This is a genomic window from Anaerococcus porci (genome assembly GCF_009696575.1).
GTDB classification, from domain to species: domain Bacteria; phylum Bacillota; class Clostridia; order Tissierellales; family Peptoniphilaceae; genus Anaerococcus; species Anaerococcus porci.
On record NZ_VULQ01000015.1, the window covers coordinates 19423 to 41486 of the forward strand.

Here is a 22064-nt window from a genome sequence, read left to right on the forward strand (position 1 = left end):
AGAGCCTAGGCTCTCTTTAAAGTCGATATTATTATTTTATATCATTAATATGGCTATCATACCATTGTTGGATAAGTTTGATGTGTCCTCTTTCTTCAGCCTCTACCTTATCGAGTAGTTCTGGTTCGAAATTTGGTACTATTGATTTAACTTCTTTTATGAAAAGTATGGTATCTTTTTCGAGTCCTATAGCAAATCTATAGATATCAATTGTATCATCTCCAACTTTTGATGAGTCTAGATTAAAGATTTGCTCTATTAGGTTTTGAATATAAGCCTTATATTCATCATCAAATTCTTCATCGATTGCTTGATTATTGTCGATTTGAGATGATAATTTTTTGTATAGGGCTTCGTGGTGTGTTTCTTGGTCTGCTAGGAAGGTAAAAAAGTCAGCACTTTCCTTATCAGTTGAGAATTTTTTAGCCATTTCTCTGTAAAATGTTTCACCATTTTGTTCAAGTCTTACTAAAGATTCTAATAAATCTTTTGGTTGAAATTGTGATCTCATATTATCTCCTTATTTTACAGTTTTATGATCTTCAAGCTTCATTACATTTATTGATGAACGATATTCTTTTTCTGTCCAATTGATTCTATCGGCTATTAAACATTCTTCGTTAAGTTCAACGTCTTTTAACATCATTTTTTTAAATGTTGGGAATCCTACCCTGTCTATTAAATGACCTCCATGAAGATATACTGGTTTGTTGTCAAGAACATATGCTGAAAATTCTTTCCAATTTTTCATCATTTTTATAACGACATCTTCATCCATCCATCTTGCGAACATTTGTCCCATTCTTGGATTTTGTTTTCCTGTACGTCCACCTATAATTACATTCCACATTCTTCTGTTTGGTCTTCTCCAAGCGGAGTTTGGACATCTTGTTACACACTCTCCACAACCTACACAACAACATAAATCCTTATCTACTTTTCCTTGATCATTTAATTCAAGTACTCTTGTGGCAACAGCCTTACACCTATCTACGCAGGCCCCACAACCTATACAACGATCTATGTCATATTCCGGTATTGTAACTCCTATAAAACCAAAATCTGTAAAGTGAGCCTTAACACAGTCATTTGGACAACCTGCTATTGCAGTTTTTATTTGATATGGTGAGCCATAGATTATTGGTTCAAGCTTGTCAGCTAGTCTTTGTGTATTTTGGGCAGCTTTTATGCAATGTCTTCCCCCAATACATGCCATAATATTTCTAGGCCCTATATATGGGTATCCTTCATCATTGTATTCTATATCTACCCCACGAGAACCTTCTATCTCTTCAATATATGGTCTAATTATTTCATTTATCTTTGGTATATCTTCGTATTTAATACCTGTAATGTTAAATGTTTGTCTTGTCCCAAAATGGAAGTTTCCATCTCCATATTCTTGACAAAGCATTTGAATCATTTCTAGCCACTTAGCATCAACTAGACCTCCAGGTGATCTTAATTGAAGCAAAAATTCTCCAGGTATTTTTGATTGACGAAAACAATTATTTCTAACCTTTCCTACATTTATATCTAATGTCATAAAATCTCCTTAGTCTAATAGGTCTTTAGCAACTGTATAGGGAAAAACTGGTCCGTCTAAGCATACATATGTTTCATTTATCCTACAGTGACCACATTTCCCAACAGCACAAGACATTTTTCTTTCAAAACTTGTCCAAATTTTATCTTCCAGTACTCCTTCTTTTAGTAGCCCGAGTGATGTAAAACGCATCATTATAGGAGGTCCTACCATAACTACTGAATAGTTTCCATCAAATGAGTCAAATGGTAATTCTGGTATAAAGGCTGTTACCATTCCTTTTCTAAAACCTTCAATCTCTTCGTTATCCAGTGAATATATCGTATTAATCTTTTCGCTTTTTCTCCATTTTTCGAGATCATCTTTAAAAAGCACTGACTCATGGTTTTTAAAACCTAATATTAGGTAAAGACTTCCGAATTCATCTGGATTATCTTTTATGTATTCTATAAGTCCCCTGACTGGACTTACTCCGGTTCCCCCAGCAATAACTACTACATTTTTGCCTTTAAGCTCGCTAAGTGGCCACCCATTTCCATAAGGTCCTCTTAAAAAGATATAATCACCTGCTTTTGACTTAAAAAGCTTTGAGGTAACTTCTCCAACATTTCTTATAGTCATTTCTACAAAGCCATCACCCATTCCAGATACAGAAATAGGCGCTTCACCTATCTTTGCAAGAGAAACTTGTAAGAATTGTCCTGGCTTAACTTCCTTATCAAATTTAACCTTGAAAGTCCATTCAAGATCAGTATGTTTTAATATATCCAAAATTTCATAAGATTTTGGTAAAACATAATTTAAATAATCTTCATTTGCTCTTTTTATATTATTCTTAGCTTCCATTATTTTACCTCACTTCTTATTCTCTCTAATTCTTTATTTACTTTATTGATAGATTCTGGATAAGAAATTAATTCTGGGCAGTGGGCCGAACATCTACCACAACCTACACACATCGGACCATCTCCAAATCTCTTATTATGAGCATAGATTTTATGCATTACCTTATACCTATATCTTTCCTTAAATGATGTTCTAAAATGAGCACCTCCTGCTACAAGATCAAAATCTTTTGTCATACAAGATGCATTAGTCCTTCTTCTTTCACCTACACGTCTATTAACATTGTAAGTAATATCCTTGGTTGTAAAACAAGTACAGGTAGAACAAGAAGTTGTACAAGAACCACATCCTATACATCTTGAATTATATTCATCCCAAATATCTGAATTTGCAATAAGATTTGCTTCCTCATTGTCCCTTATATCAGGAAATGTAACCTTTAGTTCATTTTCTTCTGGAAACTTTAAATCAAAATCAATATTTTCAAAACCTCCAAAATCAAGATTATCATCTGCCTTAACATTCATTGAACCGTCTTCATTAAATCTAAATGCATATTTATAGCCATCAGTCTTATTAGAATCAGTAGAACAGCAGAAACAATTTCTATCTAAGTCCCCATCACATTCCATAAGTGCATAGTGAACCATGTTTTTACGTCTTAAGTAAAAGAAGTCTTCAAAAGGTCCATTTTTGATGAACATATCATCTAAATGTTTTATTGCATTTATATCACAAGCTCTTGCAAATACTAAAACTTCCTTTTTATAAGGGTTTTTAGTTTCTGTATAATCATCTTCTGTAAAATAGAAAAGATTTTCTGTCATTGGTAATAAAGCTTCTTTTGGTGAATATGTAGATTTTTCCTTGTATTCTAGTTCATCAAAACTTTCGATATTCTCATACATTATCGCATCTGTATCACAGTATCTTCCACCCCTAGGGATTCTTTTTGGTGCAAATATTGTGTACTTTGACTTAAGAAGATCAAAAAAATCGCATACCTCATCTTTTTTGATGAGGAAATCATTATAAGTCATATAACCTCCTAATAATTTGTTATAGTATTGATAATCTTTTTCAGATTATTCTCCAACCTAAAAAAGCGTCCTCACAAAGTTATGAATTTTATCCTTATATGTAAGATATTGGATTTAATTCATTTTGTTAGCGACTCTTTTTCTTATAATTCATATGAATTCGATTTCTATTTTAATATATCATATCTATAAAAATAAAAAAAGTGTTTTCATTAGTATTTCTGAAATATATGCAATTAAAATTAATGCTTTAATTAGATTATTATTGCTTATAATATTAGCTTATTTGCTTTCTTTATTAATCTTATATTTTAAGGTAACTATTATTTTGAACATCATTAATTTTAATTGATATAAGAAAATTATGTAAAAATAATAAAAGCCTACCCTAGTTTTAATATTAGGATAGACTTATTTTTAATTTTCCTTTATATATTCTAAAGCTTTTTTATTTTCTTCTATTGTATAATTTATGACTGACTCATCCAAGGCATCTGACATAAATATGGCCTCAAATTGTGATGGTGGCATTAGGATTTTACTATTTTTCATAAAGTTAAAGTACTTAGAATAATTATCAAGGTCTGCTTTGCTTACATCATCAAAAGATCTAATTTCATCAAAATCTCCAAAAAATAGACTCATCATTGACTTATATCTTGTGACACAAGCCTTTACACCTGTGGCTTTTAGATTGTCGTTAAAACCCTCTTCAAGCATTTGTGCATATTTTTCAAGTCTTTGGTATATATCTGGATTTTCTTTAAGAATTCTTAAAACATCAAGACCCATTTTCATTATAAAAGGTGAGCCTGATAGGGTCCCTGCTTGGTAGACTGGTCCCATTGGTGATAATTTTTCCATTATTTCACGCCTTCCTGCAAAACCTCCTACTGGCATTCCTCCTCCTACAATTTTCCCAAAACAGAACATATCTGGTTTTACTCCAAGCTCTGTTGAGATTGATCCAAATTTAAGTCTAAATGCTGTTATTACCTCATCAAAAATTAAAATTATACCATTTTCATCACTTATTTTTCTCAAAGCTTTAACAAAGTCAATATCAATTGGAACAACACCCATATTCCCTGCTATAGGTTCTAAGATTATTGCAGCTACATCGTCCTTATTCTCTTTAATTGTTTTTTTTACCGATTCTATATCATTGTATTTGCAGATTAGAGTATCTTTTATAACATTTTCTGGCACTCCAGCTGATGTTGGCACATTAAAGGTGAGACTACCAGATCCTGATTTTACCAAAAGTCCATCAGAGTGTCCATGATAGCAACCTTCAAACTTAATAATCTTTGACTTATTGGTAAATCCTCTTGCAAGCCTTATAGCAGACATGGTTGCCTCTGTTCCAGAGTTTACCATCCTTACCATATCTGTATCAAAAGCTTTACTTAGAAACTCTGCTATTTCAACTTCTACTTTTGTAGGAAGTCCAAAAGTTAACCCTTCTTCAAGGTATCCCTTGGCTTTTTCTATCAACTCATCCTTTCCATGTCCTAGAATCATGGGTCCCCATGATGAGATAAAGTCAATATAAGCATCATTGTTTTCATCTACTATATTGTGACCCTTTCCATATTTAGCAAAAATCGGATGACCACCAACTGCAGCAAAAGCCCTGACTGGTGAATTTACCCCTCCAGGTATATATTTTTTAGCCTTATCAAATAGAGTCATTATTTCATCTCCCTTAAAAATTTTGCCATTTCCTTTGCGTGATATGTTATTATCATCTTGGCACCTGCTCTTTTAATAGAAATTAAGATTTCATATATTATCTCTTCATTTACAAGGCCAATTTTTATAGCATTTTTAACCATAGAATATTCACCACTTACATTGTAAGCTACAACATTAGTGTTGAAATTTTCTTTAGTTCTTTGGATTATATCTAAAAATGATAGAGCAGGTTTTACTATTATGAAATCTGCATCTTCATCTATATCCAAAGCAATTTCTCTCATTGCTTCATCAGAATTATGATAATCCATTTGATAAGATTTTCTATCTCCAAAGCTTGGAGCAGAATCCGCCGCCTCCCTAAATGGTCCATAAAAGTTTGATGCATATTTTGCAGAATAAGCCATTATCGGTATATTTTTAAAGCAATTTTTATCTAGTATTTCTCTTATTGCCCTTATCCTAAAGTCCATCATATCTGATGGTGCTATAACATCAGCCCCTGCCTTTGCATGTGATAGGGCAATTTTTGCAATATATTTTACTGTCTCATCATTTTTAACATGACCTTCATCATCAAGAATTCCACAATGACCATGATCTGTGTACTCACACATACAAACATCTGTTATAACTATAAGATCTTTATTTATCTCTTTTATCTTCCTTATAGCCTTTTGTATTATCCCATCATCAGCATAAGCCCCGCTTCCACAAGCATCTTTATGTCCTGGAATTCCAAATAAAATAACTGCCCTTATACCCAAGTTAACTATCTCATTTATCTCATCTTCAAGCATATCAATTGAGAAATGGAAACAGTCTGGCATAGATGGAATTTCCTTTTTAATATTCTCACCTTCAACTACAAAAAGCGGATATATAAAATCAGAAATTGATAGAGTGGTTTCTCTTGTCATCTCTCTTAGTAACTTTTTTTCTCTTATTCTTCTCATTCTCATATTTTGCTTTCTCCTATCGTTTCTACAAGAGAGTCTACAGTTTGTTTTTTACTTTCTTTAAACACTTCAAGTCCGTAATTTCTTATGGTCCTACTTGTAATCTCTCCTATAGAAAATATCTTTGTATCCTTAAGTGAATCTTTTCCATAGAGTTTTATAAAATTGTTGACAGTTGATGATGATGTAAAAATTATGGCATCAAAATCAAGATCAACATCTTTTATTTTTTTTGCTACTAGGTTATCATAAATTACCATCTCGTCCAAATCAGCTATTTCTCTCAGCTTATCTATAATCTTTGCTCTAGATAGGTTTGAGTGTGGAAAAAATATCCTATCATCTTTATTCACCCTTTTTTTCATCTCTTCTACTAAATTTTCTCCAAGAAAAGATTTCGGAATAATTTCTACTTTAAGATGGTAGTTTTCTATCTCTTTTTTAGTTTTTTCACCTATTGCACAAATCTTAACTTGACCGAGTCTTCTTATATCATGTTTACAAGTTAATCTTTTAAAAAATATTTTTACAGCATTTACAGATGTAAATAGCAAATAGTCATAGGAAAACTCGTTTATTTTCTCATCAAGCTTATCTAAGTTTATAGGTTTTATCTTTATAGTTGGAATTATGATTGTTCTAAAACCTAGTTTTTCAAACGTTTCCCTATCTTTTATCCCTGATTCATAGTCACGAGTTAGGGCGATTTTTTTACCAAAATGAACTTTTTTTTCAAAGTAATTTAAACTCTCCCTAAGTCCAACTGTATCTGAAATTACTATAAGGGCTGGTCTTTTTATTTTTCCTAAGTCTATCTTATCAAGGCAATTTCCTATTGTTGATACATAGGTTTTTTGCTGATTTGATGAGCCCATTGATATTATAGCAAGCTTTTTTTTCATATCAATACCACCTTTTTTAAGCTCACCTAAAATGTTTGGAAGATTTTTAAGTCCCATATAAAAAACAAGAGTCCCTGGAAGTTTAGCAAATTTCTTGAAATCTTCTGAACTATCATTTTGCCTATGTCCTGTTATAAAAGATATAGATGTTGATATATTTCTATGACTTGCTGGGATTCCTGCAGTATTAAGGCAAACTATACCTGATGTAAGACCAGGTATAGTTTCAAATTCAAGTCCATTTTCTTTAATGAAGATTGCCTCTTCTGACCCTCTTGCAAAAACATAAGGATCTCCTCCCTTAAGTCTTACTACTTTTTTTCCTTCCTTTGCCTTAGCCACCATAAGTTCATTTATCTTATCTTGACTTAATATATGCTCTCCCATAGACTTTCCAACATAGTAAAGTTCTTTATTTCTATAAGGGTCAAGAATTGTTTGATTTAATAACCTATCATATATTATGACATCAGAATCATCTAAAGCCTTTTTACAAGCTATAGTAATATTATCTCTTGAGCCAATTCCAGCTCCTGCAATAATGATTTTTTTATAGTGGGCCTTTTTCAAATTTCTTGCAAGTTTTTTCCCAAGATTAATTCTTTGATCAATTTTTCCGGAAATTTCCCTATAAAATATTTTACCTTCTCTATCATAGGCCATAGATCCAGTAAGTTTTATATTGTCACCATCAATTTCAGTAAAAATCCCCATAGGGGTTGAACAATCTGCACCAAGCTCCTCTTGAAATGCTCTTTCAGTCTCCATCCTTACAAGAGTATTAAAGTCTGAGTACTTTTTAAATATTTGAAAAATATCCCTATCTTCTTTTCTAATCTCAATACCCAAAATACCTTGGCAGACTGAGGGAGTAAAAATTTTAGGATCAAGGTCAAAATTTATAAGATGAGTTAAATTTGACCTAATAAGACCAGCTTTTGCAAGGATTATCCCATCAAGATTTTCATCTTCTATCTTTTTTATCCTTGTTTCTACATTCCCCCTTATTGGCTTAAAATCTATGTTAGAAAAATAATTTATCCCCTGACATGTTCTCCTATTTGATCCTGTCCCAACCAGAGTATTTTCCATATCATCCATACTTTTAATAAAGTCACGACCTACAAAAGAATCCCTTGGATCTTCTGCCTTTAAAGGTGGAGCAAAAATCAGCCTATCATCAATTCTAGATGGCATATCTTTTAGAGAATGAACTGCTATGTCAATTTCTTTTTCAAGAAGAGCCTTTTCAATCTCTTTTACAAAAACTCCCTTAGAATTAATCTCATCTATTCTTCTATCTTGAATCCTATCTCCCTTGGTTGAAATCTTTACAATTTTAGTGGAGATTCCTTCCAAATCTAAAATCTCCTTAATAATGTTGGTCTGTTTTATAGCAAGATTACTTGCCCTAGTCCCAATCTTTATTACTCTATTCATCTAAACTCTCCAAATACTTATCCAAGAATTTTCTATCTTTTCTATAAAGATCTTGTAAAAATCCCCTACTATTGACTCCCTTAACCTTAAGTTTATCCCTAATATTAATAATTAGAGAAATTTTTTCCATATCAAGCCCGTCAAGGTACTTTTTTATATCATCTCCAATCATCTTTGATAAAAATGGTAGCTTTCCATTGGTTGAAATAGAAATATCTATAAAATCTTTTTTAATATTATTTCTTAAATAAAAGTCGCTATCAGAAGAATTTGTTAAATCTAGGACCCAAAGATTTCTATCTTGGGCTTTTTTAAAAAGTTTTTTGTTCAAAACTTCATCTCCACTTGCCAAAAATACAAAATCACATGAAGGAAAGATGAAATTTTCATCAAATTCTCCTATATTTATTACAAATCTTTCTGGGTATGTTTCACTTAAGAGCTTAATATTCTCATTTATATCCTTAGCAAAAACAAGAAAGTCAAAGTTTCCCTTTAAAAGAGACCTAATCTTTCTAAAGGCAATCTTACCTGCTCCTAAAAATAGGCATATCTTATCCTTAGAATCAATAGAAATTGGAAAATATCTCATTTTTTATACACCTTTGTCAAAATTTTTAAAGCACTATCAAAATCTTCATAATAGTTTTCCTTAAGACTTAAAATAGGCTCTCTTGCGACCTTTTTTAAGGCATTTCTTACAGCCTTATCAACCTTAATCTTTTGAGCAGTAGTCATATCGGTCTTTCTAAAAATATAGTCTAAGGTCTTATCTGCCAATTCATCGCACCTTTCATTTAAAGATTTTAAAATATAGTCAATCTTAACTTCTTTCATCCACTTCAAAGTATCCTTTGCCTTGTCTTCTATCTCTGGAATATAAGAATTTAAAATATCCCTTCTTTTGTTCAAATTTTTCTTCGATATATCCTTAATAGAGTCTATGTCTTTTAAAAATACATTTTCTAAATCTCCAATACTCGGCTCACAGTCACGAGGTAGGGCCAAGTCAAATATGTAAACTTTCTTATCTATGTCCTTAAATTGATTTTTCTTAAAAACAAGGTGGGGTGATGCAGTTGATGAAAAAATAAAATCCATATCCTTTATAGAATCTACTCTTTTTTCATAATCAATTATAGAAATCTCAGGATACTTTCTTTTAAACTCAAAAGACTTCTCCATATGCCAATTTGAAATATAAATATTTGCCCCAGTTTCTAAAAGGTTTTTAATAGTAAGCTCTCCAATTGATCCAATACCAACAACAAGGGCATTTTTATTAGATAGGTCCATAATCTCCCCAGCCTTTTTTACAGCTATATATGGTAAAGACAAGGGTATATGAGAAATATTTGAATCAGTTTTAATGTTTTTTGAAAGATTGATAGCTCTTCTAAAAATCTCACTTAAAATTTTTTTTGCATATCCTAAAGAAAGAGAAGTTTCAAATGAATCAGAAATTTGACCTAGAATTTGGTCTTCTCCTACAATTAACGAATCAAGACCTGCTGCAAGTCTAAATAAATGATTTATAGCTACAAAATCTTTCCTGAAAGTAATAAATTCAGAAAGTCCTCTAAGCTTAAAAAAGTCTTCAAAAAAGCTTATAGCAAAGTTCCTGTCAACAATATTTCTCTGACTTACAAGAAAAATCTCTGACCTATTGCAGGTTGAAAGAATCAAGACCTCCTCCATACCCTTATTTTCTAAAATTTCACTTGCATCAATAATCTCAGAGTCCCTAAAGTGAACCTTCTCACGAATTTCTATATCTGCTTTGTGGTGATTTAGACCAAAAGAATAAAAAAACAATAAAATCCCTCCTTATTACTGATATTATTATCAGCATTATTACTGATATTATTATTATAGCATTAAAAATGATAAACAAAAAAAGCCCGCCGTAAGCGAGCTAGGAAAGAGCCAATATAAAGATATAATTTTAATAATTTCGGGGATTAACTAAAGAAAGGCCCTTTTCAAAAAGTACAATAAATAAAAGTACTTCTTGCTATAAATTCTATCATAGCAAAGTAAAAAAGTAAATAACTTTAATAATTTTTTTTAAAATAAAATCTTAATAAATTTTAACAAATCAATCATCAAAAAATAGCATCAATCCAAAAAGTTTCACTAAAATTAAAATAACTTATTATTAAAGCAGAAAAACTTATTGAGCATATTATCCCAGTAATACCTGCGTTTATTAATAATGATTGTGCTTTTATTGAAGTTTAAAGCAAAGTTTTTAAAGCATTGAAAAACTAACAATTAATCAATCTTATCAATATTATGAAATCGGCATAACACCTTAATTTTTAAGCCTTATCTACAAAGACTTCGCCAATAAATACCCACCTATAAGGGCTGAATCATTTCCAAGCTTTGGCTTTACTATATATTTTTCGCTTGTCTTTACTTCTACGTAATCGCCTTTTATTTTGTCAAATTCTTCTCTTATTAGCTCTATAAAGCCTTCTTTGTTTATAAGTCCACCACCTATTATTACAACTTCTGGTCTAAGTACTAAAGTATAGGTGTAGATTGCTTTGGCTATGTAGTTTGCTGCTATTTTAAATGGTTTTTCTTTAAGGTCTGCATCTTTTGGGTTTTTACCTAGTCTCTTGTTTATGCTTGGCCCTGATGCAAGTCCTTCTAGGCAATTTTTATGGTAGGTACAGCTTGATTTGAAATCATCATCTTTTAATCTTTCTACACTTATATGTCCCATTTCTGGATGAGAGTATCCATTTAAAAGTTTTCCGTCTTGGACATATGCTCCTCCTATTCCTGTACCAACGGTAAGATATAAACTTGAGTTAGTATCTAATCCAGCTCCCTTTTGACTTTCTCCTATCAAAGATAGTCCTACATCTGTTACTAGTCCTATCTTCTCACATACTTCTTTTTTGAGATTTTCTAAAAGATTAAAGTCAACCCATAGTTTTTTTGGGGTATTTTGTATATGGCCATAAGTTTTTGATTTCTCATTTAAGTCTATTGGTCCAAATGCTCCAACTCCTGCTTTTTCTACTGGATTTTTCTTAAAAAATTCTCCTATTTTTTTAAGATTATTAGTAGGATTTCCTGTATCAATCCAAATATCAGAAGTCATCTTTCCATTCTCATCAAATGCAGCACACTTTATCTTGGTTCCACCAAATTCTATTGATCCATACATATTAGTTACCTATATTTTCTTCCTTCTTTATAAATTCTAATGACTCATTGAAACTTTCTGCTTTTATATCAGGCTCAGTCTTACTTTCTTCATTTATGCTTCCATCTGGGGCATATCCTAAAGTATTTGTGTAGGTAAATACAAGACCTGAGTTTGGCATGACATCATTTATAATCCCTAAGGTTATTCCATCTCCACCTGTTTTTTCTCCAATAATACTTGCTATATGAGTATTTTTGCAAAAATTTGCAAGCCCTTCTGCTGCCGAATATACTCCCTTATTTACCAAAAGATATAATTTTCCCTTAAATTTAACTCCCTCTAATGGTATAACTTCCACCCTATCTTTGCTATAGTAAGTAAAGTCTTTTAAATCTTCCTTATGTTTAATATTCATTTTTTCAAGATTTATATTTGAAATATTTTCAAATACTACTCCTTCACTTTCTAAAAGCATTCTAGATCTCATTCCATCTTTAAAGAACATATGATTGTCTAAGCTTACTTTTTTATTTATAAGTCTTGGGAGAAGATAGTTTTTCCAATATTCTATATTTCCACCAGAATTATCTCTTATATCTATGACAATAGCTTTGAGGTCTGGATTATCATTGAGGTATTTATCAATTGCATTCATATCATCATCTAGCTCATATTCTGCAAGCATCTCTTTTATCCTTATCATTCCTATGCCATTTGCTATATTTTCAATTCTTATATTGTCATTTTCATATATTAAATTTCCATCACTTCTTTTCCTATTTCCATCACTTAACTCACTTGACTGAAGTCCTTTTATATTGTACCTATCTCTTACAGATTCTTGGTTCATAGCCAAGAATTCATAGTACATGGAAGGATCTTTCCAAAAATGAGAGTAGTAGTCAAGGCTATCTTCTACATAGTTCTTGTCTGCTATGTTTGCATGGTCATTTTTCAAGTCTTTAACTATTTTTTTCATGGTTTTTATAAATTCATCGTCATTTTTACAAAACTTTATCTCATTTAAGTAGGAAGAGTAATTTGCTAAAAAATCGATACCATATTGTCTTTTAATTACACCAAAAAAAGGATAATTTTCCTTAATTTGCTTAAAAAAATAATTAAAGTCTTCTACCATTTCCTCTTGACTTAAGGCTTTTTTCTCCTTTTTATCTTCAAAGCTTAATTTTGCTGGTCCTTTAAGTTTCCTATACCAAGATAAATAATCTTCCATATTTTTAAATTTATTTAAATCATCTGGATTAAAATTAACTATCTCATTTTTATCCTTATTTTCTTTTTGGATAAATGTTTCTCTTCTATTTTCAAGATAGGATATCCTTCTTTGGGCACAAGATGAAAAAATAATTAAAAAGCTTAAGACTAAAAGACTTAGTTTACTTCTTTTCTTCATTTAATCCTCCATTTATAACCCAATCTCTTTTTCCTATCTCCATTATAAATGGAAGAATACCTATAGGATTAATGAGAGAAAAAATTATTATCATAAGTAATAAAAATGACAATTTCCTTCTTTCAAACCTTATAAGAGAGCTTGTATTGGCCCTGTGCCTGTTCATTAAATAAATACATCTTAAGGCCAAAAATACACCTCCTACAAGTTCGAGAACTTCTCTATAATAAAGACCAAAAGCAAAAACTGATATAGATGATAAAAAGTAAAGAAAGTACATTATTTTATTTTTTTTATTATAATTTCTCAGTTTTTGTGAAACTAGTTTTTTCTCATCTTTTTTCATATCTATATTATAACATTATAAACCAAGGTTTGGATATACTTTCAAATAAGAGTCAGATCTTTCCCCTGCCTTGTAATTTAAATATCCTGCCATGGCAATCATGGCTGCATTATCTGTACAAAGGATTATATCTGGATTATAAAATCTGATATCTCTTTTGTCACATTCTTCTTTAAGTCTTTCCTTAAGTCTTGAGTTTGCAGCAACTCCACCTGAAACAGCCAAAGTTTTAAGACCTGTTTCATCAAGCAATCTCATAGATTTTGCTACTAAAACATCTACTACAGCTTCTTGGAAGCTTGCAGCGACATCCGCCTTATTTATTTCTTCATTTTTTTGGCTTTTTTGGTTTAAATAATTTAAAACTGAAGTCTTAAGTCCTGAAAACGAAAAATCATAGGAGTCTTTTTCAAGCATTACCCTTGGAAAGTCTATAGCTTCCTTATCTCCTTCTTTGGAAAGTTTATCAATCTTTGGTCCACCTGGATATCCAAGACCTATTGCCCTTGCCACCTTATCATAAGACTCTCCAGCGGCATCATCTCTAGTTTGTCCTATTATTTCATAATCTGTATAATCATCAACTCTTACAAGATAAGTATGTCCTCCACTTACAACTAAAGATATAAAAGGAGGTTTTAATTTTTTATTTGAAAGATAGTTTGCACAAATATGACCTTGCATATGATTTGTTCCAATCATTGGAGTATTGGTTGAAAGAGAAAGGGCCTTGGCTGCAGAAATTCCAACCAAAAGTGAACCTATAAGACCTGGACCTTTGGTTACTGATATTAAATCTATATCATCATAAGAAAGTCCAGTATCCATAAGGGCCTTTTCTATAAGTGGATTTATAGCCTCAAGGTGCTTTCTTGATGCAATCTCTGGAACAACCCCTCCAAATATCTTGTGTATATCAATTTGGGAAGATATTAAATTACATAAAACTTCCCTATCATTTTTTAAAATAGCTACAGAAGAATCATCACAAGAAGTTTCGATTCCCATTGTATAAAAGTCTTTCATTACTTTAATTCCTTTAACATTATATAAGCATCTTCATTTATCTTAGAATAATAATTTTTCCTAAGTCTTATCTTCTCAAAGCCAAATTTTTCATAAAGATTTAAGGCAGGGACATTTTCAGTAGAAACCTCAAGCCAAATCTTTTTTACTCCGGTTCTTATAGAATCATTTATAAGTCTTTCAAGCATAAAAGAACCTATATTTTGACCTCTAAAAGCCTCATCTACAGCTATAGTATATATTTCAGCCTCGTCCAAAATTACAGATACTATGTAAAAACCAACAGCTTCTCCACCCTTATCGTAGACAAAGTGTCTTTTGTGTTTATTCATTTGTAAATCTTTTATAAGGTCTTTTTTACTCCAAGGCTCGTAGAATGAGTCATTTTCTATCCTATAAACATTATCACAATCAGCCAAAGTCATATTTCTAATCATTCAACTTCTTCTTTCTATCTATTTCAGCTTGGGACTTTCTCATATAATTAGGAACAAGTTTAAATAATTCAAATTCCTCATCTTTCATATCTATGGCAAGCTTACATAAGTTCCTACCTATACACGAGGTATAAGAAAAATCTAAGATATTAGCTCTTTTAAACTTATCCTTATACTTAATAGATATTTCTGAAACTAGATCAAAAGAAAGTCCTGAATCATTACAAAAATTTGAAAAATCATCTATATTATATAGATCTTCCTTAACAATTTCTTCTAAATTTTCACCGTAAAGTGCTCCATAAACCCTATTTCCCCTAGCATCTAACATGCTTGCCTTGTACTTACTTGAAGAATTTAAAGCTAGTGCCTTAAGAGTTGAAATAGGAATCAACTTTTTATTCCTTACTTGGGCAAATGTCTTTGCTATAGTCATCCCAATCCTAAGACCTGTAAAAGATCCAGGTCCCTTTGCAACAGCAAATATATCTATATCTGAAAGCCTAAGTCCTAAAAATGAAAGTAAACTTTCAATCATAGGAACAAGGGATTCGGAATGAGTTTTTTCTTGATTTACATTAAAATCTCCTATAATTTTACCATCTTCACTAATACTTACAGTAGAAATCATAGTAGATGTATCAATGGCTAAAACTCGCATTTTATCTCCTATACTAAATTATACTAATATCTCTTGTGTTCTCGTTGATTTTTTCAATTCTAACTTCAATCATATCATCTGGTAGATAAGACTTAGCCCTATCGGCCCATTCAATAAATGTAATGGCATCTTCCGGATAAAAATAAGTCTCAAAATCTATATCCAAAATATCATCCTCATTTTCAAACCTATAAAGATCTAGATGGTATATATCAAAATCCTTGACATTGTAAATATTTACAATAGCAAAAGTAGGTGATGAAGTATCAGAAACTTCTAAATATTCACCTACAAAAGATACAAAAGTAGTCTTACCTGCTCCCATATCTCCAACTAAATTTATAACCTGACCTGGCCTAAGCTTTTTAGCAAAATCAAAGGCAAAATCTCTCATTTCATTTAAAGAATTAATTCTCATACTTACTCCTTAACTTTCATTATACTACAAGAAGTTCAAATTAAAGCTTAATAGTAATATATTATTATACAAGTAGATTAAAAAATCAAGAAAAATTTACAGTCAAGTCCATAATATTGTGTAAAAATTACTAGTCCAATATTTACTATTTCATTCTAATATACAATTTAGAAGAAGTTATCCAATCCTCATTGATATCAATGAGGATTGCTCCTATTAGTCTAATAGCCGATTCTTGATTTGGAAATATTCTAATCACTTTTTCACGCCTTCTAACTTCTTCGTTTAGTCTTTCTAAGCAATTGGTTGATTTAAGTCTACTATGAATTACTCCATTAATAAATAGGAAAAAGCATCTTCAAAGCCTTCATCTAAGGTGTCTAAAGAATAATGAGAACCTTGTTGTAAGTGTAAATGGAGTAGACCAATCTTTTAATCCACATAGTGTTGTAGATTATGAAGCTAAAAGAGGGACAACAGTTACTTTTAAAATAAAACCTACATCCGAAAGAGGCTCAAAGTATTTCGTTGAGGGAGTATTTGATGTTCCAGTAGTAGGTTATAACAATTTAGATAATGTAACAGTTGTTATGTATAAAATAAATGAAGAAGGTGAAGCTGTAGCTAATCCTGAAAAACCTAAAGAAGATAAAAAAGACGATAAAACTGAAGCAAATCCTGAAAATCCTAGCGATGATAAAAAGGGTGATAATACTGAAGTAAATCCATAAAACCCTAGTGATGGTAAAAAGGATGATGGTACTAAAGTAAATCCTAAAAATCCTCAAGATGGTAAAAAGGAAGAAGAAAATAAACCTTTAACTGCAGCTGATCTTACAGATATGGGCTTTGCTACTAAAAAGGAAGCTGAAAATGCTGCTAAGAAAGTTTTAGAAAATGATGAAATTAATAAGTCTTATTCTATATCTAAAGAAAAAGATGGTAAATATTATGTAGCCCTTTCTCCAGTTGAAGCTGTAGAAGAAGATAAGGAAAATAAGGAAAAATATCACAGTAAAGATACTAAAATCGTTCAAAAAACCGAAGATGATCATAATAAAGATGATAAAAAAGTTAGAAGAGTAGAAAACGAAAATGAAGTTAAAAAAGTAAACAATCCTACTAATAGATCTAACAATGTAAGAACAGGTGTTGGCTCTATAGCTGGTATTGGTGGTATGTTAGGCCTAAGCTTAGCTGAATTTTTAGCTACAAAAAAGAAAAATAAATAATTGCCTTATATAATCTTTCACATTCGAGAATAAAAAAAGAAAATGATGCTACAAATTCCCTATTTCTTTGTAGTATCATTTTTTTATTATTTCATATAGGTAAGTATTTACTGTGAAAAAGTTTATTGTTTTTGTTATACTAATAGTGTCAATTATCGAATATACTTTAGAATTAAACTTAATTCTTACTGCTCGTAAATTTACCATAATCAAAAAAAGAAGATCTCCCATTTGTGAACTGACCCCCAAAAGTTGGATCTAAAAACCAACTTAAGTAGGTCAGTTTTTTAATGGCAAAATACAGTACAGAATTTAAAGTGATGGTCGTAAAAGAGTATCTAAAAAACACAATAGGATACAATCAATTAGCTAAAAAATATAAAATACCACAAGAATCTATTGTTAGAAGATGGGTAAACTCTTATCAAACACAAGGCTATAAAGGGCTAAAAGTATCAAGAAAAAATAACAAATATACTTTAGAATTTAAACTAAAAGTAGTAAACTTGTATATAATAGGAGGAATGTCCTATCAAAGCCTAGCAAATGAACTTAAATTCAATAATCCAACTTTAATTTGGAATTTTAAAACAAGAAATATATTATGGAAGAAAATTCTATTCATATGAAGAATTAAAAGAATAATAGAAAAATTAGGATATTTAAGTCCAGTAGAGTTTAGAAAGAAGAATTCAGCATGAAAATTTTCCTACCCCTAGGGGTAGGAAAGGCAAATAAATACCAGAGTAAGTAAAAACTCAATCTGGTATTTGGTACAACTTTTTGGGGTTGTCTTAGAGAGTCTATGGCTTATTTATATTGAAATAAGCTATGGTCACACCCCTTACTTCGACTGTAAGGAGAAGTCTCCGTGATTTTTATAATACCTATATGTTTAGCTTTTATATTTAGTGAATAGCTGTATTAACCTAATCTACTTTCCTAGACAAAACCTCAGTCTAACTATACAAAGACTGCTACTACATAACACCTTCATCAATTCAATTCCTCAATTGTGATAGGGGTTTTATCTCACTGCGTTCGAAGTAAGTAGTCTGATTCCGCTTATTCATGAACGTAAAAAAGCTGTTGCAGGATAATTAGTCCTTGCAACAAGCTTTTTTCTATGATTATTTATTTTTTGCTAGATTATAAAGAGTTTTTACAAGAACTCCTGTTGCTCCTTTTTGATTTAGACCTTGTGGAGCTGAAAGATAAGCTGTTCCTGCTATATCTAAGTGAACCCAAGGAGTGTTTTCCACAAAGTTTTCTATAAATTGTCCAGCAGTAATTGAACCTGCCATCCTTCCGCCTGTGTTTTTGATGTCGGCATTTTCTGATTCATTGTATTTTCTAATAAATGGATCATTTGGAAGTTGCCAAACTTTTTCATCACTAACTTTACTTGCTTCTATAACCTTAGCAAAGGCTTCATCATTGTTTGTTATAGCTCCTGTATAGGTTTCTGCAAGAGCTACTAAAACTGCTCCTGTAAGGGTTGCAAGGTCAATCATTAGCTCTGGATTATATTCTGTAGCACCATAGTTTACCGCATCAGCAAGAGTTATTCTTCCTTCAGCATCTGTATTGTCAACCTCTATGGTCATCCCATTTCTTGCCTTTATTATATCACCAGGCTTATAGGATCTTCCAGAAATCGAATTTTCACAAGCTGCAACTATGCCAACTATATTCTTCTTAAGTTTATTTTTCGATATGGCCTTCATTGCTCCAATAACTGTACCAGATCCACCCATATCAGAATTCATTGTTTTCATTCCATCACTTGTTTTTATAGAATATCCACCTGAATCATAAGTTAGACCCTTTCCTACATATACATAAGGTCTTTCATCATCTTTTCCATGTAGGTATTCCATTACTATAAATCTTGGTTCATTATCTGAGCCTTTAGCAACATTGTAGTAGGCAGTAAGACCCATATTAAGAATCTCATCTTTTTGATATATTTTTACATCAACACCAAGATCTTCTAGCTCTTTTTTAGCGTAATTTGCTAAAGTTTCTGGGTAAATATCATTAGATCTTAAATTTACTAAATCCTTAGCAAGTTTTTGTCCTAAAAGTACATTTAAAAGTTCATCTAAGTCTTCCTTATATTCTTCTAAGTTTTTAGGAAGATTTATATTCTCAAGCTTTACTAGACTTTTTTCTTTTTTGTAATGGTCAAATTCATAAATACCAGATTCTATCGCCTCAACTATACTTAAAAGATATTCCTTATCTTTAAAGTTAAATTGATTTTCAATAAAGCTTATCTCTTCTATATCTTTTGATTTTATATATCTTATTAACTTATACACTGCTTCTTTTAGAACTTCTTTACTAAATTCATTCTTTTTTCCTAGCCCTAAAAGAATTTTATCTTCTCCAATATTTGGAAAGATTTCTCCCATATTTCCCTTAAAAAATGGATTTCCTTTTTCATTTTCGAAAACAAATTCTATTAGATTTCTATTACTATCATTGTATTTATAATTCATAATATCCTCCCTTTTTTATCATACGCCAATTTTAGAAATTTTTAAGTTATTATTACCTTGCTTATTTGCTTTTTTAATTTTATTATGTGAATTTTTTTAAAATAAATTGTTTTCACTATTAATATGTTATATAATAGATAAGTAAAACTTATTAAATAATAGGAGGAGTTTATGTTTTCAGAATTTTTACCTGTTATAGCAGCAATCATTGCAGTTTTATTTATGTTATTTCAAATTAAATCAAATATTCTTCCAGTAAGCGAAGGCAATGAAAGAATGAAGGCTATATCAGGAAATATCAAAGAAGGAGCCATGGCTTTTATATCTCGTGAATATAAATATGTAATCTTATTTGTAGTCATAGTTGCAATTCTTATAGCTGTTTTTATTGATATAAACACTATGATTTGCTATATCTTTGGTTCTTTATTATCAATGCTAGCAGGATACGTAGGTATGAGAATATCAACCGCATCAAACGCTAGATGTACAAACGAAGCAATGAGTAAGGGACTTCCTGACGCTTTGAAAGTTGCTTTTGCTGGAGGTTCTGTAATGGGATTTGCAGTAACAGGATTTGGACTTTTTGGAGTAGGTTTGGTTTATCTAATCTTTAGAGATCCTGCAACACTTATGGGATACTCATTTGGTGCAAGTTCTGTAGCACTCTTTGCAAGAGTAGGCGGAGGAATTTATACTAAAGCTGCAGATGTTGGAGCTGATCTTGTAGGAAAAGTAGAAGAGGGAATCCCAGAAGATGACCCAAGAAATCCAGCTGTAATCGCTGATAACGTAGGAGATAATGTAGGAGATGTAGCTGGAATGGGGGCTGACCTTTTTGAATCATATGCTGGAGCAATTCTTTCAGCTATGGTATTAGGTTTTGCCTTATTTGGAGATAATGGTATCAAATTTCCACTTGTACTATCATCTATAGGCATATTTTCATCAATTTTGGCAGCTTTCATTTTCTTAAGAAAAAGACAAAATTCACCACAATCTGCCCTTATGTTTACAATCTATATATCAGGGGCAATTGTACTAATAGCATCATTTATACTTTCAAGTATGTATTTTGGTAATATGAAAGCAGCTATATGTGTAGTTGTCGGAATACTTGTAGGAATATTAATAGGATTTTTATCAGAGGTCTTTACATCTGAAAAATTCAACCAAGTCAAAAGAATAGCAGAAGAAAGCCAAACAGGAGCTGCCACAAACATCATAGCAGGTCTTTCAAGTGGTATGCTTTCAACAGTAGGACCAATTATCCTTATATCCATAGGAATACTTGTTTCATATCACACAATGCAAATGTATGGTATAGCACTTGCAGCAGTAGGTATGCTTTCAATTACAGCAACAACAGTAACAGTAGATGCTTATGGTCCAATCTCAGATAACGCTGGTGGTATTGCTGAAATGAGTGGACTTGATGAATCAGTAAGAGAAATTACAGATGAACTTGACTCAGTAGGAAATACAACAGCAGCTATTGGTAAAGGATTTGCAATAGGATCTGCAGCTTTAACTGCACTTTCACTATTCGTAACATATACAGAAACAGTAAATCTTGACACACTTTCCCTACTTGACTCAAAAGTAGTAGCAGGAATGTTTATCGGTGGTATGCTTCCTTTCTTATTTTCAGCTTTAACAATGAATTCAGTTGGAAAAGCTGCAACAGAAATGATAAATGAAGTAAGAAGACAATTTAGAGAAAAACCAGGTATCCTTGAAGGAATTGAGCACCCAGACTATGCTTCATGTGTTGATATTTCTACAAAAGCATCACTAAAAGAAATGATTATCCCTGGAGCTCTTGCAATAATAGTTCCACTATTTGTAGGAAAAGTATTCGGACCAGAAACATTAGGAGGTCTTCTAGCAGGATCCCTTGTAACTGGTGTACTAATGGCAATATTTATGTCAAATGCTGGTGGTGCTTGGGATAATGCTAAGAAATTCATAGAATCTGGAGAAGAAGGTGGTAAAAACTCACCAGCTCACCACGCAGCAGTAGTAGGTGATACAGTAGGTGATCCATTCAAAGATACTTCAGGTCCATCATTAAATATCCTTATAAAACTTATTACAGTAGTATCTGTAGTCTGTGCAGGATTATTTATCTAATTATATTAAAGAAAGCCCTAGGGCTTTCTTTTTTTAGCCTATTATAAGAAAAAAAGACTAACCATTAAAAGTCAAGAGTAAAAATGAAAAAAATTAGAAAAAGATATTGAATAAAAATAACATAATAAAAACTAAAAATAGGCATGAGAAACAAACCTAAAGACTTAGTCTAAAAATAAGTATTGAAATTAAGCTTGAACTTGATAATCTTCGTTTTTAGTTAAAACAGCGTAAATAGTATGACAAAGTTTTCTAGCAACAGCATTTGTAGCAACTAGATGATGTTTACCTTCACT

Annotated in this window: 21 protein-coding genes and 1 pseudogene; 4 read left to right on the forward strand and 18 right to left on the reverse strand. The window is 31.3% G+C overall.

All coding sequences use genetic code 11. From position 1 onward, the window contains the following. Positions 1-31 precede the first annotated feature (31 nt). From FYJ26_RS09505 to FYJ26_RS09585, 17 genes and pseudogenes are all read right to left on the reverse strand, one after another. Complete coding sequence (locus FYJ26_RS09505; RefSeq protein ID WP_154541857.1) at positions 32-511, reverse strand: ferritin-like domain-containing protein; 480 nt, start codon at positions 509-511, stop codon at positions 32-34. A 9-nt stretch (positions 512-520) separates the two neighbouring features. Continuing rightward, positions 521-1546 (reverse strand): sulfite reductase subunit C, encoded by a 1026-nt coding sequence (asrC, locus tag FYJ26_RS09510; RefSeq protein ID WP_154541859.1) that lies wholly within the window; start codon positions 1544-1546, stop codon positions 521-523. A 9-nt stretch (positions 1547-1555) separates the two neighbouring features. Then, positions 1556-2392, reverse strand: a complete 837-nt coding sequence (asrB, locus tag FYJ26_RS09515) for an anaerobic sulfite reductase subunit AsrB (protein WP_154541861.1) — start codon at positions 2390-2392, stop codon at positions 1556-1558. Then, a complete protein-coding gene (gene asrA, locus FYJ26_RS09520; RefSeq protein ID WP_154541863.1) occupies positions 2392-3432 on the reverse strand; it encodes an anaerobic sulfite reductase subunit AsrA in 1041 nt (346 codons plus the stop codon). The genes asrB and asrA overlap by 1 nt, the downstream gene beginning before the upstream one ends. 417 nt (positions 3433-3849) lie before the next feature. After that, a complete protein-coding gene (hemL, locus tag FYJ26_RS09525; protein WP_154541865.1) occupies positions 3850-5127 on the reverse strand; it encodes a glutamate-1-semialdehyde 2,1-aminomutase in 1278 nt (425 codons plus the stop codon). Then, entirely contained in the window at positions 5127-6092 is a 966-nt protein-coding gene (gene hemB / locus FYJ26_RS09530; RefSeq protein ID WP_154541867.1) for a porphobilinogen synthase, read from the reverse strand. Before hemB ends, hemL begins: the two co-directional genes overlap by 1 nt. After that, positions 6089-8431, reverse strand: a complete 2343-nt coding sequence (hemC, locus tag FYJ26_RS09535; RefSeq protein ID WP_154541869.1) for a hydroxymethylbilane synthase — start codon at positions 8429-8431, stop codon at positions 6089-6091. Before hemC ends, hemB begins: the two co-directional genes overlap by 4 nt. Further along, positions 8424-9023 carry a precorrin-2 dehydrogenase/sirohydrochlorin ferrochelatase family protein gene (locus tag FYJ26_RS09540; protein ID WP_154541871.1) on the reverse strand — a complete coding sequence of 200 codons (600 nt, stop codon included), beginning with the start codon at positions 9021-9023 and terminating at the stop codon, positions 8424-8426. The genes hemC and FYJ26_RS09540 overlap by 8 nt, the downstream gene beginning before the upstream one ends. Beyond that, a complete protein-coding gene (gene hemA / locus FYJ26_RS09545) occupies positions 9020-10246 on the reverse strand; it encodes a glutamyl-tRNA reductase (protein WP_154541873.1) in 1227 nt (408 codons plus the stop codon). Before hemA ends, FYJ26_RS09540 begins: the two co-directional genes overlap by 4 nt. Positions 10247-10763: 517 nt before the next feature. Further along, positions 10764-11615, reverse strand: a complete 852-nt coding sequence (locus tag FYJ26_RS09550; RefSeq protein WP_154541875.1) for an ROK family protein — start codon at positions 11613-11615, stop codon at positions 10764-10766. 1 nt (position 11616) lies between these two features. Further along, entirely contained in the window at positions 11617-13011 is a 1395-nt protein-coding gene (locus FYJ26_RS09555; RefSeq protein ID WP_154541877.1) for a S41 family peptidase, read from the reverse strand. Further along, on the reverse strand, positions 12995-13357 hold the full coding sequence (locus tag FYJ26_RS09560; protein ID WP_154541879.1) for a hypothetical protein: 363 nt from the start codon (positions 13355-13357) through the stop codon (positions 12995-12997). Before FYJ26_RS09560 ends, FYJ26_RS09555 begins: the two co-directional genes overlap by 17 nt. 15 nt (positions 13358-13372) lie before the next feature. Then, the gene (gene tsaD / locus FYJ26_RS09565) at positions 13373-14383 is read right to left on the reverse strand and encodes a tRNA (adenosine(37)-N6)-threonylcarbamoyltransferase complex transferase subunit TsaD (RefSeq protein ID WP_154541881.1); all 1011 of its coding nucleotides are present in this window, start codon (positions 14381-14383) and stop codon (positions 13373-13375) included. Further along, positions 14383-14820 (reverse strand): ribosomal protein S18-alanine N-acetyltransferase, encoded by a 438-nt coding sequence (gene rimI / locus FYJ26_RS09570; RefSeq protein ID WP_154541883.1) that lies wholly within the window; start codon positions 14818-14820, stop codon positions 14383-14385. The genes tsaD and rimI overlap by 1 nt, the downstream gene beginning before the upstream one ends. Then, a complete protein-coding gene (gene tsaB, locus FYJ26_RS09575; RefSeq protein WP_154541885.1) occupies positions 14813-15481 on the reverse strand; it encodes a tRNA (adenosine(37)-N6)-threonylcarbamoyltransferase complex dimerization subunit type 1 TsaB in 669 nt (222 codons plus the stop codon). The genes rimI and tsaB overlap by 8 nt, the downstream gene beginning before the upstream one ends. A gap of 13 nt (positions 15482-15494) precedes the next feature. Then, positions 15495-15899: a tRNA (adenosine(37)-N6)-threonylcarbamoyltransferase complex ATPase subunit type 1 TsaE gene (tsaE, locus tag FYJ26_RS09580; RefSeq protein ID WP_154541887.1), complete on the reverse strand. Its 405-nt coding sequence runs from the start codon at positions 15897-15899 to the stop codon at positions 15495-15497. A 145-nt stretch (positions 15900-16044) separates the two neighbouring features. Continuing rightward, positions 16045-16277, reverse strand: a pseudogene (locus tag FYJ26_RS09585) (transposase); the annotation flags it as partial. Between the two features lie 212 nt (positions 16278-16489). Between FYJ26_RS09585 and FYJ26_RS09590 the strand changes: the two are divergent. The 3 genes from FYJ26_RS09590 to FYJ26_RS11465 all read left to right on the forward strand — a co-directional run bounded on the left by FYJ26_RS09590 (position 16490) and on the right by FYJ26_RS11465 (position 17760). After that, positions 16490-16630, forward strand: a complete 141-nt coding sequence (locus tag FYJ26_RS09590) for a hypothetical protein (protein ID WP_154541889.1) — start codon at positions 16490-16492, stop codon at positions 16628-16630. A gap of 111 nt (positions 16631-16741) precedes the next feature. Beyond that, positions 16742-17131, forward strand: a complete 390-nt coding sequence (locus tag FYJ26_RS09595; protein ID WP_154541891.1) for a DUF5633 domain-containing protein — start codon at positions 16742-16744, stop codon at positions 17129-17131. 290 nt (positions 17132-17421) lie between these two features. Next, positions 17422-17760 (forward strand): helix-turn-helix domain-containing protein, encoded by a 339-nt coding sequence (locus FYJ26_RS11465; protein WP_154541893.1) that lies wholly within the window; start codon positions 17422-17424, stop codon positions 17758-17760. Between the two features lie 501 nt (positions 17761-18261). On the opposite strand, the gene FYJ26_RS09605 is transcribed toward FYJ26_RS11465, so the two are convergent. Next, entirely contained in the window at positions 18262-19635 is a 1374-nt protein-coding gene (locus FYJ26_RS09605; protein WP_154541895.1) for a leucyl aminopeptidase, read from the reverse strand. A gap of 171 nt (positions 19636-19806) precedes the next feature. Here FYJ26_RS09605 and FYJ26_RS09610 point away from each other — a divergent pair, with 171 nt between their 5' ends. Then, entirely contained in the window at positions 19807-21768 is a 1962-nt protein-coding gene (locus FYJ26_RS09610; protein WP_154541897.1) for a sodium-translocating pyrophosphatase, read from the forward strand. Positions 21769-22064: the final 296 nt, after the last annotated feature.

Excerpts from the sequence above, each read along its gene's own strand:
- FYJ26_RS09505 (WP_154541857.1), bottom strand. The coding sequence starts at position 511 with ATGAGATCACAATTTCAACCAAAAGATTTATTAGAATCTTTAGTAAGA.
- asrC (WP_154541859.1), bottom strand. The coding sequence starts at position 1,546 with ATGACATTAGATATAAATGTAGGAAAGGTTAGAAATAATTGTTTTCGT.
- asrB (WP_154541861.1), bottom strand. The coding sequence starts at position 2,392 with ATGGAAGCTAAGAATAATATAAAAAGAGCAAATGAAGATTATTTAAAT.
- asrA (WP_154541863.1), bottom strand. The coding sequence starts at position 3,432 with ATGACTTATAATGATTTCCTCATCAAAAAAGATGAGGTATGCGATTTT.
- hemL (WP_154541865.1), bottom strand. The coding sequence starts at position 5,127 with ATGACTCTATTTGATAAGGCTAAAAAATATATACCTGGAGGGGTAAAT.
- hemB (WP_154541867.1), bottom strand. The coding sequence starts at position 6,092 with ATGAGAATGAGAAGAATAAGAGAAAAAAAGTTACTAAGAGAGATGACA.
- hemC (WP_154541869.1), bottom strand. The coding sequence starts at position 8,431 with ATGAATAGAGTAATAAAGATTGGGACTAGGGCAAGTAATCTTGCTATA.
- FYJ26_RS09540 (WP_154541871.1), bottom strand. The coding sequence starts at position 9,023 with ATGAGATATTTTCCAATTTCTATTGATTCTAAGGATAAGATATGCCTA.
- FYJ26_RS09550 (WP_154541875.1), bottom strand. The coding sequence starts at position 11,615 with ATGTATGGATCAATAGAATTTGGTGGAACCAAGATAAAGTGTGCTGCA.
- FYJ26_RS09555 (WP_154541877.1), bottom strand. The coding sequence starts at position 13,011 with ATGAAGAAAAGAAGTAAACTAAGTCTTTTAGTCTTAAGCTTTTTAATT.
- FYJ26_RS09560 (WP_154541879.1), bottom strand. The coding sequence starts at position 13,357 with ATGAAAAAAGATGAGAAAAAACTAGTTTCACAAAAACTGAGAAATTAT.
- tsaD (WP_154541881.1), bottom strand. The coding sequence starts at position 14,383 with ATGAAAGACTTTTATACAATGGGAATCGAAACTTCTTGTGATGATTCT.
- rimI (WP_154541883.1), bottom strand. The coding sequence starts at position 14,820 with ATGATTAGAAATATGACTTTGGCTGATTGTGATAATGTTTATAGGATA.
- tsaB (WP_154541885.1), bottom strand. The coding sequence starts at position 15,481 with ATGCGAGTTTTAGCCATTGATACATCTACTATGATTTCTACTGTAAGT.
- tsaE (WP_154541887.1), bottom strand. The coding sequence starts at position 15,899 with ATGAGAATTAATTCTTTAAATGAAATGAGAGATTTTGCCTTTGATTTT.
- FYJ26_RS09590 (WP_154541889.1), top strand. The coding sequence starts at position 16,490 with ATGTATAAAATAAATGAAGAAGGTGAAGCTGTAGCTAATCCTGAAAAA.
- FYJ26_RS09595 (WP_154541891.1), top strand. The coding sequence starts at position 16,742 with ATGGGCTTTGCTACTAAAAAGGAAGCTGAAAATGCTGCTAAGAAAGTT.
- FYJ26_RS11465 (WP_154541893.1), top strand. The coding sequence starts at position 17,422 with ATGGCAAAATACAGTACAGAATTTAAAGTGATGGTCGTAAAAGAGTAT.
- FYJ26_RS09605 (WP_154541895.1), bottom strand. The coding sequence starts at position 19,635 with ATGAATTATAAATACAATGATAGTAATAGAAATCTAATAGAATTTGTT.
- FYJ26_RS09610 (WP_154541897.1), top strand. The coding sequence starts at position 19,807 with ATGTTTTCAGAATTTTTACCTGTTATAGCAGCAATCATTGCAGTTTTA.